This is a genomic window from Kribbella sp. NPDC104740, from assembly GCF_055583505.1.
Map to the genome: position 1 here is coordinate 297,548 of NZ_JBVJNV010000002.1, position 16,962 is coordinate 314,509.

Genomic DNA, 16,962 nt, shown 5'->3' on the forward strand with positions numbered 1-16,962 from the left:
TCCATGCCGATCAAGAACGTCGTCGTCAACTGCACCGACGTAGCGGCCTCGGTCGAGTACTACGGCAAGTTCCTCGAGCTGGCGGTGATCGGTGAGGTCACCGAAGAGCGCGCTCTCCTGGACGCGGTCACGGCGACCGTGGAGCTGCGCCGGGTCGAACGCGGGCGGGCCGACAGCACCTGGGTCGGCGACGACCTGCAGAAGGGGTTCCGGCATGTCGGCTTCAAGGTGGACCGGCTCGACGAGCGGGCCGCGGTGCTGAAGGCGGCCGGGGTGGAGTTCAAGCTCGATCCGCTGGACGCCGAGGGCGCGGTCCGGATCTGCTTCTTCTTCGACCCCGACGGCACGCTGCTGGAGATGATCCAGGGCGACCTCCAGTACGCCGCCGTGCTGGACGAGGACGGGGTCGCGAGAGAGCGCGCTCTCGGCGTTCCGGCGCGGCCGCGGTTCGACCACGTCGCGGTGACGGTCGAGGAGCGGGAGCGCACGCACGAGTACTACCGCGACCACTACGGCTTCTCGTTCATCGGGACGATCGAGCAGCCGCACGACCCGCGCGGGTTCAGCATCGGCTACCTCAAGGGCGGCGACACGGTGATCGAGGTGTTCACCTACGACCGGGAGAAGGCGGACCGGGAGCCGCAGCTCGACGTCGCGGGCTTTTCGTACGCCGTACTGGTGGGTGCTCCCGCCGAGCTGCCGTCGGCGGCCGCTCCGGACGGCACGCAGGTGTATGTGGACCCGGACGGCTTCGCCTTCGCTACCATCTGACTTAACCGGTTAGCCTCCTTCTCCGAAAGCTGGTTTTCGTGACTGACCCTGCAAGCGACGACTGGCTGCGGCCGCTCGGTTCCACCGGTCTCACCGTGTCCGCGGTCTGCGCCGGCAGCAGCGGGCTCGGCGACCTGCCCGGCGCCCTCGGGCCGGAGGCCGGCCGGGCCGCGGCGATCTCCGTGATCGACCGGGTGCTCGACGGTCCGCTGTCCTGGATCGACACCTCGAACGAGTACGGCGGTGGCGAGAGCGAGCGCTGCATCGGCCAGGCGCTGGCGGCCCGGGCGACCGGCGCCGCACCGAGGTCCGACCTGCACGGAGGCGGGCCCGGCGCGGGCGGACTGCCCGACGGCTTCCTGGTGGCGACCAAGGTGGACGCCCGCGGCGACGACTACTCCGGCGCCCGCGTGCGGGCCAGTGTGGCGGAGAGCAAGGAGCGTCTCGGGCTCGACGAACTGCCGCTGGTCTACCTGCACGACCCGGAGTTCCACGACTTCGACAGCATGCGGGAGGCCGTCGACACGCTGATGACTCTGCGCGAGGAGGGCGTCATCGGGCACGTGGGCCTGGCCGGAGGCAACTCCCGGGAACTGTCCCGGTACCTCGCGCTCGGCGGGTTCGAGGTGCTGCTCGTGCACAGCCGGTGGAGCCTCGTCGACCACAGCGCCGGAGATCTCATCGAGCAGGCACTCGCCGGTGGGCTCGCGGTCGTCAACGCCGCGATCTACGGTGCCGGGATCCTGGCGAACCCGCGGGGCGGCTCGCGCCAGTACGGCTACCGGGACGCCTCCGCGCAGACTCTCGACGCGATCGCGCGAATGGACCAGGCGTGCCGGGAGTACGGGATCGACCTCGGCACGGCCGCGCTCCAGCACTCGGTAAACGACCCGCGGATCAGCGCCAGCGTCGTCGGGTTCAACAAGCCCGCACGCCACGACCAGCTGATCACCGCGCTGGAGACCGAGATCCCCGCCGAGCTGACCGATCGGCTGAACGACCTGATGCCCGACCCCGCCAACTGGCTGGAAGGACCCCGATGACCTCCCCGACCACGTCGCAGCCTGCGTCCGCAGCCGTCCCGACGTCCCCGGCCGCGCCGGCGTCCCCGGCCGCGCCGGCCGCCCGCGCCGCGGAGAGCGCTCACCCGTCTCCGCGCCGCCTCTCGTTCCCCACCGACTTCGTCTGGGGCGCCGCCACCGCGTCGTACCAAGTGGAAGGCGCGACGACCGAGGACGGCCGCGGACCGAGCATCTGGGACACCTTCGCCGCGACGCCCGGCAAGATCGCCGACGGCTCGACCGGCGACGTGGCCGACGACCACTACCACCGCTACGAGGACGACATCCGCCTGCTCGCCGACCTCGGGCTGAAGGCGTACCGGTTCTCGATCGCCTGGCCGCGGGTCGTCCCGGCCGGAAGCGGCGCGGCGAACCAGGCCGGGCTCGACTTCTACCGGCGCGTGGCCGAGGCCTGCTTGGCGAACGGCGTCACGCCGTACGCGACGCTCTACCACTGGGACCTGCCGCAGCCGCTCGAGGACGCGGGCGGCTGGCTGGTCCGGGACACCGCCGAGCGGTTCCGGGACTACGCGGCGATCACGCAGGGAGCGCTCTCCGACGTGATCTCGCACTGGATGACGCTGAACGAGCCGTGGTGCTCGGCGTTCCTCGGCTACGGCAACGGCGAGCACGCACCGGGCCGCGTCGAAGGCGCCGACTCGCTCAAGGCAGTGCACCACCTGCTGCTCGGGCACGGGCTCGCGCTGCAGGCGATCAAGACGCCGGACAACACCGTCGGCATCGCGCTCAACCCCGCACCCGTGTACGCCGCCTCGGACTCCGACGCGGACCGGGACGCGCAGCGCCGTGTCGACGGGCTGCGGAACCGGATCTTCCTCGATCCCCTGCTGGTCGGGAAGTACCCGGCCGACGTGCTGGAAGACACCGGGACGACCGAGTGGTTCCGCCGGTTCGACGCGGACCTGTCGCTGATCTCGGCGCCGCTCGACTTCCTCGGCGTGAACTACTACTGCCCGTCGACCGTCGCCGCGCCGGAGGACGGCGAGTTCGCCGAGCCCGGCGGTCCGACGACGCAGCCCGGCAGCGAACGGGTGAACGCCGTCGACACCGGTCTCGACCGCACCCAGATGGGCTGGGGCATCGACCCGAACGGCATGCGCGACATCCTCGCCCAGATCAACGCGATGGCGCCCGAGCTCCCGCTCTACATCACCGAGAACGGTGCGGCGTACCCCGACGAGCTCAGCGCCGACGGGACCGTCGAGGACCCCGAGCGGCAGGCGTACTTCGAGAAGCACCTCACCACAGCGGCCGAGGTCGTTGCCGAGGGCATCCCGCTGAAGGGGTACTTCGCCTGGACGCTGCTGGACAACTTCGAGTGGTCCTGGGGCTACACCCGCCGCTTCGGGCTGATGCACGTGGACTACGTGACGCAGCAGCGGACGGTCAAGAACAGCGGACTGTGGCTGAAGGCCTTCCTGGGAAGTGAGCGACCAGCCTAGGAAGTCAGCGCCCGGCTCGAGGTCTGGTGCGGCGTCAGCTGACTGTGCAGGACCAGCGACGCCGCACCGAGCGCGGCCGCGCTCGGGCCGAGCTTCGACAGCTCGACGCGGGTCGGGTGGATCGCCCGGACGAACGAGAGCCGGTTGATCTCGTCGGTCGCGGCTTGCACGTACAGGTCGCCGGCCTCGCTGAAGCCCGGGCCGGCGAGGATGATCTGTGACAGATCGAGCAGGTTGGTGATCGAGAGCAGCGCCTTGGCGAGGTAGCGCGCCGACTGCTGGATCAGCTCCAGGCAGAGCGCGTCGCCCTCGGTCGCCTTCCGGGCGATCCGGGCGAAGTCCGTCCGGACCGAGGTGCGCTTCCCGCGCAGCTCCTTGGCCAGCGCCGGGTCGGCCTGGGCCAGCTCGACGATCCGCGCCGGCGCGGCCAGCGCTTCGAGACAGCCGTTGCCTCCGCACCAGCACTCGGGGCCGTCGACCTCCAGGACCATGTGCCCGATCTCGCCGACGTTCGACGACGAGCCACGGTAGACGTCGCCGTTGGTGACCAGGCCGAGGCCGAATCCGGCCGCCAGGTAGACGGTCGCGAAGTCGTTGGCCGACGGGATCCGCCCGGCCCAGAACTCACCGATCGCCGCGCACGTCGAGTCGTTCTCCACCACCACGGGATGGTCGATCGCCTGGCTGAGCTGCCCCTGCACGGCGAACGGCTCCCACGCGTACCGCTCCCGGTCCGCCCGCAGCAGCGACGATCCACTCCCCTGCCGCCCGGCCAGCGCGACCCCGACACCGACCAGCGTCTCCGGCTCGATACCCGTCCGCTTGATCAGGTCCTCGAGCTCGCCGACCAGCCGCGTGATCACTGTCGCCGGGGTGTCCCGGCCGATGCCCTTCGACGCGAGCTGCTCGATCACGCGGCCGTTCATGTCGGTCACGACGTACGTCGTACTGAGCGTGTCGATCGAGATCCCGACCGCGTGCCGGGCCCGCGGGTTGAACTGCAGCAGCGTCGCCCGCTTGCCACCGGTCGGGTCCCCCAGCCCGGTCTCGACGATCAGCCCCTCGGCCAGCAGCTGCTTCACCACCCGCGAGATCGACGCCCCCGTCAACCCCGACCGATCGGCCAGCGCCACCCGCGTGACGGTCCCGCTGGACCGGATCAGATCCAGGATCGCGCTGTGCGTCTCCTGGGCCGTCGCACCCTTCAAGATCTTCGCCACGTCGTTCCCTCCCTGTCCGCACTTTAATACACAAGGTAAGGAAGTGGCGCGGGCGCGACGGCCCAGGGCGCTAGCGGGCGGTCAGGAACTCGGTCAGCTTCAGCGGGCGGTTGACGATCCGGATGTCACCGACGTTGCCGTGGAAGACCACGTCGATCGCCCCGGCGTACTCGTGACCGCCGACCAGCCAGGGCAGGCCGAGCGACGTGAGACCGACCGAGACCCGGTTCGGGTTGTCGGCGACCGGCGCGCTCTCGACGTACAGGCGGGTGTAGCGGCCGTCGTTGACCACCGCGAGGTGCCACCAGCGCAGCTCGACCAGACCGTGGCCCCAGTTGGTGGTCGGGTACGTCGTGTTGCGCGGGTAGTGGTTGAACTGCGGCTCGCGGCCGTTGTTGGTGATCGCGAACTGGGCCAGCGGCTCCTTGGGGTCGGTGTTCTTGCCGTGCTTGCCGGCCTCACCGGACGCGCCACGGCGGCTCAGGAACGACGCGTTGCCGTTGCGCCCGGAGTCCCAGTCCAGCGGCATCATCACGAACGCCTCGATCGTGTAGCCGGCCTTGAACGTCTCGGTGTTCAGCGGCGCCTTGTCCCCGGTGGTCAGGTACGCGCCGTGCACCGGGTTGCGGCCACCGGCGAACTTCAGGCTCGCGTGCCCCGACTGGTCCGGGTGGTGCTCGGCGGACCAGGTCAGCGCGTCGGCCGCCGTACCGGGGACCGACACGACCGTCAGGTCGTTGCCCTTGCCGGTGAGGTCGCGGATCTTGTCCCCCGCGGCCAGCGACGTCCCGGCCGCGCCCTGGCCGTCGAACCGCCAGTACGCGAGCGTCCCGCGGACCAGCTCCTGCGCGGCCGGACGGGCGGGCCGGACCGGTACCGGGTTGAAGCCGGCGAACCGCTGCTCGAAGTCGATCGGGATCGAGAAGTCGTCGACCGGACCGGTGATCCGGGCGTGCTCGGCGGCCAGCGCGGAGCGCGCCTCCGGCTTCTGGGCCAGGATCCACGGGCTGAGCGTCTCGACGTCGATCGTGTTCCGGTCCAGGTCGAAGTGGTAGAGCCGGATCATCCCGGCGCCGCCGAAGAACCGGTTCTGGTAGTTGGCCAGGTGCAGGTGCACGGCGTTCCCGGCGGCGTTCTGCTTCGTGGTCCGCCCGGACGGCCAGTAGTGCCCGTTGAGGGTGAGGAAGATCTGGTCGTTGTCCTTGATCAGCTTGTCCCAGACGGTCTTGCCGTAGCCCGACAGGACGGCGTTGTCCTCCGGGTCGCCGGACTCGTACGGGAAGACGTTGTCGCCGTACGTCGAACCGACGATGTCGTGCGAGGTCAGGATCACCGGCAGCTTCGGGTGTGCCTTGATCACACTGTTCGCCCAGGCGAAGCCCTGGTCGCTGGTGCGCCAGTCGAGCGCCAGCAGCAGCCACGACCGGCCGGCGGCCTGGAAGATGTGCGCGGTGTTGTAGCCGGTCGCGTCCGCGCCGGCGAACGTCTTCGACCGCTTGAACCGCCGCGGTCCCATCGTCCGCAGGTACGGCGTGTCCCCGCGGCTGTCGTCCCCGGTCACGTCGTGGTTCCCGGCCAGCACGCTGTACGCCGCACCGTGCTGGTCGAGGATCCGGAAGGCCTTGTCGACCTCCTCGAACGACGACGCGTCGGCGTCCTGGGTCAGGTCGCCGAGATGCGCCATGAACACGATGTTCCCGGTCCGGCCGGAGCTGTTCTCGACGACGTACCGGAACGACTCCTCCTGCGGGCTCCGGTTGATGCTGTCCTGACTCCCCCAGTACAGGAACTGCGTGTCCGGCATGATCGCGACGGTGAACTGCTGGGCGGTCGGGTCCGGGTTCCAGGAGCCGCCGTGCGTGGTGGCGCTCGCCGGGGTCGCCGCGAGGCCGGAGGCCCCGACACCGACCGCGGCCGCGCCAGCACCGGCGAGCGCGAGGAAACCGCGGCGGCTCTGACCGGAAACCTCGGTCGACAAATTGTTCTCATGAATGGACATATTCCGACGCTAAGCCGGGTCCGCGGACCCGGGGGCAGACGTCAGGTGAGCAGCGAAAGGCGGGCTCCGGGCCGCCTGGTGTGCGGCCCGGAGCCCTCAACCGCGGGTTACCAGATCGAGTAACCGAAGGTGGCCCTACCGGTTGCCCCGCCACTGTCGGTCGCCGTCACCGTTGCCGTGTAGGAACCGCGGCTGGTCGGTGTCCCCGAGATGACGCCGCTGGTGCTGATCGACAGGCCCGGGGGCAGTCCTGTCGCGCGGAAGGTGACCGGCTGTCCGGAGCTCGCCGTTGCCCGGATCTGCAACGGGAAGCTCTGGAAGCCGACGAACCCGTACTGGCTGCCCGGGTTCTGCACCGTCACCGTGCCCGACGACGTGCCGGTCACCGTGAGGCTGAGGGAGACCTCGTGGCTGACCGCGCCGGTGCCCTTGACCGTCACCTGGTACGTCCCGGCCGGCGTTGTGGCCGACGTCGCCAGGGTCAGGGTCGAGGAGCTGCCGGACGTCACCGACGACGGCGAGAACGACGCCGTCGTACCGCTCGGAAGGCCCGAGGCGGCGAGTTGCACGGTCTGGGCGTCACCACTGGTGGTGGCGGTCCGGACCGTCGTCTGCGTGGAGCTTCCCGCCGCGACCGAGCGGGACGCCGGGTCGAGGGTCAGCGAGAAGTCGTTCCCGGTCGGCGGCGTCGTCTCCCCGACCGCGAGCTTCCACAGCCCGTACGCCGCGGCGTCGGCACTGCGGTCGAGCACGGTCGCGCTGATGTTCGCCGGGTACTTGTCGCAGGAGCCGTGGTAGCACGGGTCGTACGCCGACCCGGACGTGCCGCCCCACTTCTGCGCCTGCGCCGTGGTCTTGCGGGCGCTCGCCCCGGCGGCCACGCCGCTGGTCGGGATGCCGGCGTTCTTGAACGACGCGTCGTCGGAGCGCCCGGCGCCCTCGGTGTTCTCCTCCGGCGCCAGGTTCAGCCCGTCGTAGAACTCCTTCAGCACCTTGCCGGTGGTGGTGGTGATGTTGTTGACGAAGTACCCGGCGTTGGTCGAGGCGACCATGTCGAAGTTCAGGTACGCCTTGATCTTCGACCGCTCGGTCGAGGACAGCTGCCCGACGTAGAACTCGGAGCCGTTCAGGCCCTGCTCCTCGTCGGTCCACCAGCCGAACCGGACGTGCTTGGCCAGCGACGGGTTCTTCGCCGCCAGCGTCAGCGCGGTCTCCAGTACGACGGCCGAGCCGGACGCGTTGTCGTTGCTACCGGCACCGGCACTGACGCTGTCCAGGTGGGCACCGAGCATGATGACCTGGTTGGCGTCCCCGCCGGGGAAGTCGGCGATCAGGTTGTCCGACGGGTAGGTGCAGTTCGTGCAGCGCTGCTTGGCGACGGTGAACCCGGCGTCGCGCAGCTTCTGCTCGATGTAGTTCACCGACGCGGTGTAGCCCGCCGAGCCGGCTCGCCGGTTGCCGCCGTTGTTGTCGGCCGCCTGCTGCAGCGCGGCCAGGTGCGCCTTCACCTTCTCCACGTCGACGTCCGGCACGCCGGCGGGCGGGGCGGTCCCGCCGACGGTCAACCGGTACGTCGCCGTCCGGTCGACCGCCGTACCGTCACCGGTGACCGTGACGGTGTAGCTGCCTTCCGGCGTGCTGGACGAGGTGCTGATCGTGAGCGTCGAGGAGTTGCCGGACTGCACCGAGGCCGGCGAGAACGACGCGGTGGCGCCGCTCGGCAGGCCCGAAGCGGTCAGCTGCACGGTCTGTGCGGAGCCGCTCCCGATCACGGTGTTGACGGTCGCCGTCGCGGACTCGCCGGGCTTCACCGAACCGCTGGCCGGTGAGACCGTCATGGTGAAGTCGTTGCCGGACGCTGTACAGGTCGCCTCGCCGGACTGGATGCCCAGGGCAACGGCATCCCAGGCCGCCTTGACCTTGGCGTGCAGCGCGCAGCTGCTGTCCAGGTTCTTGGCCGCGGCCAGCGTGGCCACCCGCCACTTCGGGTAGCTCATCCCGGAGGTCTTGGCGAGCATCGTGTTGTAGAAGATCTTGCCGGCTTCCTGGTGCCCGATACCGGTCAGGGTGCTGTTGTTGCAGGTCGGGCTGTTCGGCTTGCCGTTGCCGGGGTTGCTGCCTTCGGCCAGCAGGTAGAACCAGTGGTTCATCGGGCCGGCCGCGGCGTGCACCGACGACGGCAGGCTGGTCGAGTAGCAGTTCGGGTGGCCGGAGATCTTGGCCGGCTCGTACATGTACCGGATCGGCCCGGCGCCCTGCAGGTTGATCTCCTCGCCGACCTCGTAGTCCGGCGGGTCGTTCGGGTTGTTCAGGAAGTGCTCGGTGAGCGTGCCCCAGATGTCCGCGACCGCTTCCTGCGACGGGTGGCCGGAGATGCCGCCCGGTGTCTTGGCGTCCAGGCCGTGCCCGTACTCGTGGGCGACGACGTCGGTGCCGGTGATCCACTGCCGGTTGTTGTTGTAGCCGAAGACGACACCGTCGGGGTTGCTCTGGTGACCCCAGTACGCGTTCACGTCGCCGAGACCGACCAGCGCGTCGGCCCACTTGCCCTGGCCGTCCAGGCCGTTGCGGCCGTACCAGTCCTTCAGCATGTTCCACTCGCCGGCGGCGACGTACATGACGTCGACGCAGCCGGCCTCCTTGTCGGTCTTGGAGGTGCTCCCCCAGACGTCGTCGGAGCCGGAGTAGACGGTGCCGGTGCTGTAGTCGGCGCAGCGCAGGTTCGGGCGGCCGGGGTCGGCCATCGTGTACTGCGAACCGCTCTGCGTGGTCCCGATCGACAGGTTCGCGCCGTTCCAGACACCTGTCCCGGTGCCGGACGCGGTCTGCTCGATCTGGTGCACGACCTTGCCGGTGCGGGCGTCGACGTACACCTTCTGCCGGCTGTCCTCGCCGTGGTCACGGCCCTGCACGATCGACTCCCAGGCCAGCACCGGCTTCGCGCCACCGGCGTACACGACCAGCGTCGGGTCACCGGGGACGGCCTTGCCCTGGTCGAGGGCCTTCAGTGCCGCCTTCTCCGCCGCGGCCTTGGTGACAACCGGGGTACGGCTGACGTTGATCGGCTGCTGCTGCGCGACCGAGATGCCCCGGGTGTTGCCCTTGGCATCCGTGGTGACGACGAAGTCGCCGCCGATCACCGGCAGGTCCTGGTACGTGCGCTCGTAGGCGACGTACTGCAGGCCCCACGGCGTACTGATGTCCTGCTGGCGGACGAACTGGTCGCCGGGGCTCGCCTTGAGCTCGGCGGCGCGACCCTCGACCAGCCGGTCGGCGGTCGCCAGGGCGGCGGCGCGCGGATTGACCGGTGGGTCGGCCTGGGCGTCGGCTGCGGGGAGCCTGGTCGCGACCACCGCGGTGGCGGCGGCCGCGAGACTCAGCACGCAGCCGGCTGCGACAGTGCGCAGGGCTGTGTTCTTCACGGGACGTTCCTCACTTCACTTGGGGCGGTCTCACTCACCCGGGGCGGGACCCCGCCGCCGGCCGAGGGGGCTGCAGGCCGGCCCGGCGGGCGGCGGGGGAAGAGGAACCCGGGGGTCCGGACTGGGCAGGTGAACGCCCGGGGTCCTCTGTGCAAAGAGATTGGCATCCGCGAGCTGTGGCTGTGATATCCCAGCAGGGCATAGCCTCACCGCTATGGAGCTCGAGCTACGGCATCTGCGCGTGGTCTGCCGCCTGTCCGAGAGCGGCAGCGTGTCGAAGGCGGCAGCCGCCCTCGGCATCTCCCAGCCGTCGCTCACCGCGCAGCTGCAACGCATCGAGGAGGCGATCGGCGGACCGCTGTTCAAGCGCGGCCCGTACGGCGTGGAGGCGACCCCGCTCGGCAAGCACGTGCTGGGGCGGGCGCGCTCGATGCTGGCCGACATGGACGAGCTGGTCGGCAGCAGCCGCCGGTACACGATCGGCACCGGGCCGCTGCGGCTCGGGTCGATGCGGACGGTGATGTTCGGCGCCTGGTTGTCGCGGCTGGAGGAGGTGCTGCCGGGGCGCGAGATCGTCGCGCAGGTCGACACCTCGTGCGCCGTCCTGACCGACATGCTGGCCGCCGACATCGTCGACGTCATCATGCTGGGGCGATGTGACGACGTGCACTCGCCGCCGTGCCCGCCCGGCGTCCGGGAGCAGACGATGGTCTACCCGGAGCCGTTCGCGGTCGCGCTGCCGTCGACGCACCGGCTCGCGGACCGGACCGACATCGAGCTCGGCGACCTGGCCGGTGACATCTGGATCTGCCCGCCGGCGGGCAAGGAGGACGGCGACCTCGCCTACCTGCGCACCACCTGCGAGGCGATCGGCGGGTTCACCCCGCAGTTCCGCTACTCCAACCTGGACACCCCCGACATCGAGCAGCTGATCGGCGCCGGGCGCGGGATCAGCCTCTGCGCGCCGACGGTCCGGGAGATCCCGAACACGGTGGTCCGGCCGATCCGCGACCACCCGCTGATCTGGCGCCGGACGCTGCGCTGGCGCACCGACCACACCACGCAGGACGACGTCGACCTGGTGCACCAGGCGTTCATCGACACCTACCGGGCCACGATCGCCGAGAACGCGATCCGGCGGCCGTGGTGGACGACGCACCCGGGCGCGCACCCGACGGTGCTCGAGCCGTGCGGGTAGCCCTGCGGATAGACACCGATTTGTGACGTCCGGGCCCGGGGCGAGGGGTGGGTCGGTCCCGTACGCTCCCCGGCATGAACGTGCCCAGCCGGCCCGAGGTCTTCATGATCTCCGGCGAGCAGCGGCGGTTGGTGGCCGACGGGCCGGCCATCGTCGACGAGCACGGCGTGCGTCTCGACGTACCGCCGAAGGCGCTCGACGCGCTCCGGTACGTCGAGGTGGCGCTGCGCGAGGGGTACGCCGTACAGATCACGCTGCTGCCGCACGAGCTGCGGCTGCGGGAGGCGGCGATCGCGCTGGAGATCCCGGAGGACGAGCTGCGGGAGTACCTTCCCGCCGGTGACGTGTCGACCGGGCCGGACGATTCCGACGAGTGGGTGCAACTCGATCAGGTGCTGCAGCTGCAGCGGCGGATCCGGGCGAACCGGCGGGAGGAGCGCGAGCAGCGCCGGGCCGGGCCGGGGGTGTTCGCGGAGGAGCTCGAGCCCGACGAGTGGTGACCGGGCCGCGGCGCGAAGACCCCCGGGCGGGAGCCGACCGACGAGTAGGATCCTGCCCATGGAGGTTCTTCCGAGTCAGTCCGAGGTGTTCCTGCTGTCCGCCGCCGAGCGTCACCTCGTCCCGGCCGGGCCCGCCATCATCGATGCCGAGGGCAACCGTCACGACGTACCGCCGAAGGTCGTCGAGGCGCTGCGCTTCGTCGAGACCGCGCTCCGCGAGGGCATGGCCGTGCAGGTGACCGCGCTCCGGCACGAGCTGCCGATCCGGGAGGCCGCCGCGGCCATCGGGATGGCCGAGGACGAACTGCGCTCGTACGCCGCCTCCGGCGCGCTCGCGTTCCGCTCCGACGAGTCGGTCGACTGGGTGCGGCTCGAGGACGCGCTGGAGTTCAAGCGGCAGCTGAAGACGCGGCAGCGGGCGATCCTCGACGACATGCTCGCGGAGTCCGACTACGACGCCGATGACGACGGCCCCGCCGACGGTCGGGCCTAGCCGATGGCCGACCCGTCCAAGCGCGCCTTCCTCGACGCGAACGTGCTGCGCGGCTCGCTGCAGACCGACGTACTGCTGACGCTCGCCTTCCGCGAGGAGTTCCAGCCACGCTGGAACGCCGAGGTGCTGGACGAGGTCCGGCGCAACCGCCCGCCGAAGCTGAGCGAGGCGGCGATGGACAAGCGGCTCGCGCAGATGAACGAGGCCTTTCCGCAGGCGCTGGTCGAGGGGTACGAGCACCTGGAGCCGGCCATGCAGGCCGACCCGAAGGACAAGCACGTGCTGGCCGCCGCGGTGGCGTCGGAGTCGACGGTGCTGGTGACCGAGAACGTCAAGGACTTCGACCCGCCGACCACCGGCCCGCACGCGATGCCGGTGCAGCGGCTGTCGAAGTTCCTGTCCGACCTGACCCGGGAGAACCCGGAACGGATGGTCGCCGCAATGCGCGAGATGATCGGCCGCAACGAGCGCGACCCGAACACGCTGCCCGCGCTGATCGACCGGATGGCGAAGCTGCAGGACCTGAAGGGGTTCGCGCAGGCGCTGAACGCGGAGGTCCCGGAGAACGAGCGGGGAACGACGCTTCCGCCACCGCAGCAGGTCGCGGCTCAGCAGCAGGTGGCGGCTGCGGTGGATCCGGAGCTCGCGGCCACCAACGCGGTCGCGTTCGACGGTGTGCCCGGTGCCGGGACCAAGGCTCCCGATCGGCAGGGCACCGAGCAGAAGGCTCAGACCGCTGCCCGGACACCGCAGACGCCGGAGCGCGAGCGCTGAGTACGGCGTACGGGAATCAGCGCGGGTCGGACCAGGTCAGCACGTAGAGGATCGACCCGAACTGCAGGATATCGCCGGCCCGGACCGCGGTCGGTGAGGTGATCCGGGAGCCGTTCAGGTGGGTGCCGTTCATCGAGTTCAAGTCGCGGACCATCCAGCCCTCGCCGACGTGGCGGAGCTCGGCGTGGCGGCGCGAGACCGAGGCGTCGGCGATGCGGAGCGTCGCGCCCGGGCCGCGGCCGATCCGGATCGTCGGCGATCCGGCCGGCGGCAGCGCCAGCCCGGGCAGCTCGGCCTTCGGCCTGGCCAGCGGGCCGATCCGCGGCAGCTTCGCCAGCTGCTCGCGCAGCCACTCGACCACCCGCGGCTCGCGGCCCGGCAGGTCGTGGGTCGCGGAGCGCAGCTCGCGGCGGCTCTGCGCGCCGAGCACGAAGTTCATCCGGCGGACGAAGGTGTCCTGCGACAGCCGCCCGGTCCCGGCGCCTTCGCGGAGGATCTCCAGCGCGCGATCCCGCTCCCGGTCCGAGGGACGCGTGAGTTCCAGGCCGGAGGTCATGCGCAAATTGTCCGCTGACCTGCGGTTCACTGTCCAGCACGCCCAACCGGCGGCACCGCCCTCCCACCGCCCCTCCGCAGCAACCCTCTCGACGCTGCACCGCCCATCTCACCGCTGGTCGGCGGCACCGCCCCCACCTCCCTCCCCGCGGCACGCCCGACCCGCCCGCCGGGTCGGCGTCAGGTGGTTAGCTGGCCCGATGGATGACGTCGTGGGGCAGCTGACGGTCGAGGAGAAGGCGGCGCTCTGTCTGGGCGCCGACATCTGGCACACCGCCGGGATCGAGCGGCTCGGCGTACCGGGGGTGATGCTGGCCGACGGTCCGCACGGCCTCCGCAGTCAGCCCGACGGAGGCGATCACGTCGGCATCGGCGGCAGCGTGCCGGCGACCTGCTTCCCGACTGCGAGCGCGCTCGGCTCCTCGTGGGACGTCGACCTCGTACGCCGGGTCGGCGCGGCGATCGGCGTCGAGGCGCGGGCGCAGGGCGTCGCGGTGGTGCTCGGGCCGGGGATCAACATCAAGCGGTCGCCGCTGTGCGGGCGCAACTTCGAGTACCTGTCGGAGGACCCGCTCGTCTCGGGCGTGCTCGGCGCCGCGCTGGTCGACGGGCTGCAGAGCCAGGGCGTCGGCGCGTCACTCAAGCACTTCGCCGCGAACAACCAGGAAACCGACCGGTTGCGGGTCAGTGCGGAGGTCGACGAGCGGCCGCTGCGGGAGATCTATCTCGCCGGGTTCGAGTACGTCGTACGGAACGCCCGGCCGTGGACTGTGATGTGCTCCTACAACCGGCTCAACGGCGTGCACGCGTCGGAGAACCACTGGCTGCTCACCGAGGTGCTGCGCGACGAGTGGGGTTTCGACGGGTTGGTGATGTCGGACTGGGGTGCGGTGCACGACCGGGTCGCGTCGCTGGCGGCCGGGCTCGATCTGGAGATGCCGCCGAAGCTCAGGATCAGCGATGCCGCGATCGTCGCGGCGGTCACGTCGGGTGAGCTGGACGAGGCGGTGCTGGATCGGGCGGTCGAGCGGGTACTGAAGCTGGCGAGTCATGCTCAGCCGGACTCTTCGGACTTCGACGCCGAGGCGCATCACTCACTCGCACGAGAAGCTGCCGCCGCGAGTCTCGTGCTGTTGAAGAACGACAACGCCCTCCCCCTCGCCCCGGCCGACGGCGAGCTGGTCGCGGTGATCGGCGAGTTCGCCCGCACCGCCCGGTACCAAGGCGCCGGCAGCTCCCAGGTCAACCCGACCCGCGTCGAGAACGCCTTCGACGAACTGCGCGCCGCGCTCCCCTCCACCGTCCAGCTCGAGTACGCCGCCGGCGGCGACGAAGCCGTTGCCCTCGCCACCCGCGCCGACCACGTCATCGTCTTCCTCGGTCTCCCCGCGGCCGAGGAGTCGGAGGGTTTCGACCGCACCCACCTCGACCTGCCTGCCGAGCAGCTCGACCTCCTCGCGGCCCTCGACGACCCCGCGATCGTCGTCCTCAGCAACGGCTCGGCGGTCCGGCTCGCGCCCTGGGAGCAGCACGCGTCCGCGATCCTCGAGTGCTGGCTCGCCGGTCAGGCCTCCGGTGGCGCGGTCGCCGACGTACTGCTCGGCAAGGTCAACCCGTCCGGCCGCCTCGCCGAGACCCTGCCGCTGCGGCTCGAGGACACCCCGGCGTACCTGAACTTCCCGGGCGAGCACGGGCAGGTCCGGTACGGCGAGGGCGTGTTCGTCGGCTACCGCGGCTACGACGCGGTCGGCCGCGAGGTCAGCTACCCGTTCGGCCACGGCCTGTCGTACACGGCCTTCGGGTACGACGACCTGACGGCGGCCGTCGCCGACCTTGAGGTGAACCTCAGCTTCACGGTCTCGAACACCGGCGACCGCGCCGGCCAGGAGGTCGTCCAGCTGTACGTCGGCGACCCGGTCGCGCGAGTCCGCCGCCCGGTGCGCGAGCTGAAGGGCTTCCGGAAGGTCGCTCTGGAGCCCGGCGAAAGTGTCAACGTCGACTTCACCCTTACCTCGCGCGACCTCTCGTACTGGTCGACGGAGCACGGTCGCTGGGTGCTGGAAGGCGGCGAGTTCGAGCTCGCGGTCGGTGCGTCCTCACGCGATCTCCGGCTGACCACCACGGTCGACGTCGACGCCCCGCCGCTGCTCCCCCGCCTCGACGAGATGGCGACCCTCGAGGAGTGGCTCGACCACCCCGCGGGCGCGGCCGCGCTGCGCGAGCTGATCGGCGTCGATGCCGAGGGCAACCCGCAGGGCATCCTCGCGAGTCCCGACCTGCTGAAGCTGATCGGCAACTTCCCGCTCACCAGCATCGCCGCGTTCCCCGGCCTCGGCCTGACCCCGGAAGGCGTCAAGCAGCTGCTGACGAGGATCTAGCCCAGGACGTCGTCCAGGGCGAACTTCACCGGTTCCTCGAGCTGCTCGTAGGTGCAGGACTCCGGCGTACGGTCGTCGCGCCAGCGGACGAACTGCGCGGTGTGCCGGAACCGGACGCCCTCCATGTGGTCGTAGCGCACCTCGACCACGCGCTCCGGACGCAGCGGCACGAAGCTCAGGTCCTTCCCGGCCTGCCAGCGACTGCCCTCGGCGTTGCGCGGCGTCCGATTGCCCTCCTCCTGCTTCGCCCAGGCCCACGGGTGATTGTCGAAGTCGGTGACGAGCTCCTGCATCTCCTCGAACAACTCCTCACGCCGGGCCATCGGGAACGCCCCGATCACACCGACGCTCGCCAGCACGCCGTCGGCGTTGAACAGCCCGAGCAGCAGCGAGCCGATCCGGTTCGGCCCACTCTTGTGCACGCGGTACCCGGCGACCACGCAGTCCGCCGTCCGCTCGTGCTTGATCTTGAACATCGTCCGCTTGTCCGGCTCGTACAGCCCCTGCAGCGGCTTCGCGATCACGCCGTCCAGCCCGGCTCCCTCGAACTGGTGGAACCACTCCGTCGCCAGCGCCTTGTCGGTGGTCGTCCGGGTCAGGTGGATCGGCGTCTTGGCCGGCGCGAGCGCCTCCTCCAGCGCCGCGCGCCGCTCGGCGAACGGCCGCTCGGTCCAGTCGGTGTCGCCGAGCGCGAGCAGGTCGAACGCGACGAACCGCGCCGGGGTCGTCTCGGACAGCATCTTCACCCGCGACGCGGCCGGGTGGATCCGCTGCTGCAGCACCTCGAAGTCGAGCCGGTCGCCCGAGCCGCCGACCACCACGATCTCGCCGTCGATCACGCAGCGCTCCGGGAAGTTCGCCTTGACCGCCTCGACCAGCTCCGGGAAGTACCGGGTCATCGGCTTCTCGTTGCGGCTGCCGATCTCGACCTCGTCACCGTCGCGGAAGATGATCGAGCGGAACCCGTCCCACTTCGGCTCGAAGCTCACCTCGCCGTCCGGCATCTGCTTGACCGCCTTGGCGAGCATCGGCTTGACCGGAGGAACCACGGGTAGCTGCATGCCGCCATTCTGCCCGCGGACGGGGCATGATGGAGGGATACCGCACGGTAGGGACCGGAGGTACCGC

At 70.6% G+C, this 16,962-nt stretch carries 13 protein-coding genes; 8 read left to right on the forward strand and 5 right to left on the reverse strand.

What is annotated here, in order from left to right; translation table 11 throughout:
* Positions 1-3 precede the first annotated feature (3 nt).
* The 3 genes from ACZ6Z4_RS11040 to ACZ6Z4_RS11050 are packed head-to-tail and all read left to right on the forward strand — an operon-like array spanning position 4 to position 3,295.
* Complete coding sequence (locus ACZ6Z4_RS11040; RefSeq protein ID WP_465561459.1) at positions 4-771, forward strand: VOC family protein; 768 nt, start codon at positions 4-6, stop codon at positions 769-771.
* 38 nt (positions 772-809) lie between these two features.
* A complete protein-coding gene (locus ACZ6Z4_RS11045; protein WP_465561461.1) occupies positions 810-1,814 on the forward strand; it encodes an aldo/keto reductase in 1,005 nt (334 codons plus the stop codon).
* Positions 1,811-3,295, forward strand: a complete 1,485-nt coding sequence (locus tag ACZ6Z4_RS11050; RefSeq protein ID WP_465561463.1) for a GH1 family beta-glucosidase — start codon at positions 1,811-1,813, stop codon at positions 3,293-3,295. The genes ACZ6Z4_RS11045 and ACZ6Z4_RS11050 overlap by 4 nt, the downstream gene beginning before the upstream one ends.
* Here ACZ6Z4_RS11050 and ACZ6Z4_RS11055 read toward each other — a convergent pair.
* The 3 genes from ACZ6Z4_RS11055 to ACZ6Z4_RS11065 all read right to left on the reverse strand — a co-directional run bounded on the left by ACZ6Z4_RS11055 (position 3,292) and on the right by ACZ6Z4_RS11065 (position 9,936).
* A complete protein-coding gene (locus ACZ6Z4_RS11055; protein ID WP_465561466.1) occupies positions 3,292-4,515 on the reverse strand; it encodes an ROK family transcriptional regulator in 1,224 nt (407 codons plus the stop codon). The genes ACZ6Z4_RS11050 and ACZ6Z4_RS11055 overlap by 4 nt on opposite strands.
* A 70-nt stretch (positions 4,516-4,585) precedes the next feature.
* Complete coding sequence (locus ACZ6Z4_RS11060) at positions 4,586-6,514, reverse strand: LamG-like jellyroll fold domain-containing protein (protein WP_465561469.1); 1,929 nt, start codon at positions 6,512-6,514, stop codon at positions 4,586-4,588.
* Positions 6,515-6,621: 107 nt separating this feature from the next.
* Positions 6,622-9,936, reverse strand: coding sequence for a M28 family peptidase (locus ACZ6Z4_RS11065; protein ID WP_465561471.1), 3,315 nt, complete (start codon positions 9,934-9,936; stop codon positions 6,622-6,624).
* Positions 9,937-10,150: 214 nt separating this feature from the next.
* Here ACZ6Z4_RS11065 and ACZ6Z4_RS11070 point away from each other — a divergent pair, with 214 nt between their 5' ends.
* The 4 genes from ACZ6Z4_RS11070 (at position 10,151) to ACZ6Z4_RS11085 (ending at position 12,901) form a co-directional block, all read left to right on the forward strand.
* Positions 10,151-11,134 (forward strand): LysR family transcriptional regulator, encoded by a 984-nt coding sequence (locus tag ACZ6Z4_RS11070; protein ID WP_465561473.1) that lies wholly within the window; start codon positions 10,151-10,153, stop codon positions 11,132-11,134.
* A 74-nt stretch (positions 11,135-11,208) separates the two neighbouring features.
* Complete coding sequence (locus ACZ6Z4_RS11075) at positions 11,209-11,634, forward strand: hypothetical protein (RefSeq protein WP_465561477.1); 426 nt, start codon at positions 11,209-11,211, stop codon at positions 11,632-11,634.
* Positions 11,635-11,692: 58 nt separating this feature from the next.
* On the forward strand, positions 11,693-12,127 hold the full coding sequence (locus tag ACZ6Z4_RS11080; protein ID WP_465561479.1) for a hypothetical protein: 435 nt from the start codon (positions 11,693-11,695) through the stop codon (positions 12,125-12,127).
* A 3-nt stretch (positions 12,128-12,130) separates the two neighbouring features.
* Positions 12,131-12,901, forward strand: a complete 771-nt coding sequence (locus ACZ6Z4_RS11085) for a PIN domain-containing protein (RefSeq protein ID WP_465561481.1) — start codon at positions 12,131-12,133, stop codon at positions 12,899-12,901.
* Positions 12,902-12,917: 16 nt separating this feature from the next.
* On the opposite strand, the gene ACZ6Z4_RS11090 is transcribed toward ACZ6Z4_RS11085, so the two are convergent.
* Positions 12,918-13,457 carry an FHA domain-containing protein gene (locus tag ACZ6Z4_RS11090; protein WP_465561483.1) on the reverse strand — a complete coding sequence of 180 codons (540 nt, stop codon included), beginning with the start codon at positions 13,455-13,457 and terminating at the stop codon, positions 12,918-12,920.
* A 199-nt stretch (positions 13,458-13,656) separates the two neighbouring features.
* On the opposite strand from ACZ6Z4_RS11090, the gene ACZ6Z4_RS11095 reads away from it, so the two are divergent.
* Positions 13,657-15,834: a glycoside hydrolase family 3 C-terminal domain-containing protein gene (locus tag ACZ6Z4_RS11095; RefSeq protein ID WP_465561487.1), complete on the forward strand. Its 2,178-nt coding sequence runs from the start codon at positions 13,657-13,659 to the stop codon at positions 15,832-15,834.
* Here the strand turns inward: ACZ6Z4_RS11095 and ACZ6Z4_RS11100 are convergent.
* A complete protein-coding gene (locus ACZ6Z4_RS11100; protein WP_465561489.1) occupies positions 15,831-16,895 on the reverse strand; it encodes an ATP-dependent DNA ligase in 1,065 nt (354 codons plus the stop codon). The two genes, ACZ6Z4_RS11095 and ACZ6Z4_RS11100, sit on opposite strands and share 4 nt — an antisense overlap.
* Positions 16,896-16,962: the final 67 nt, after the last annotated feature.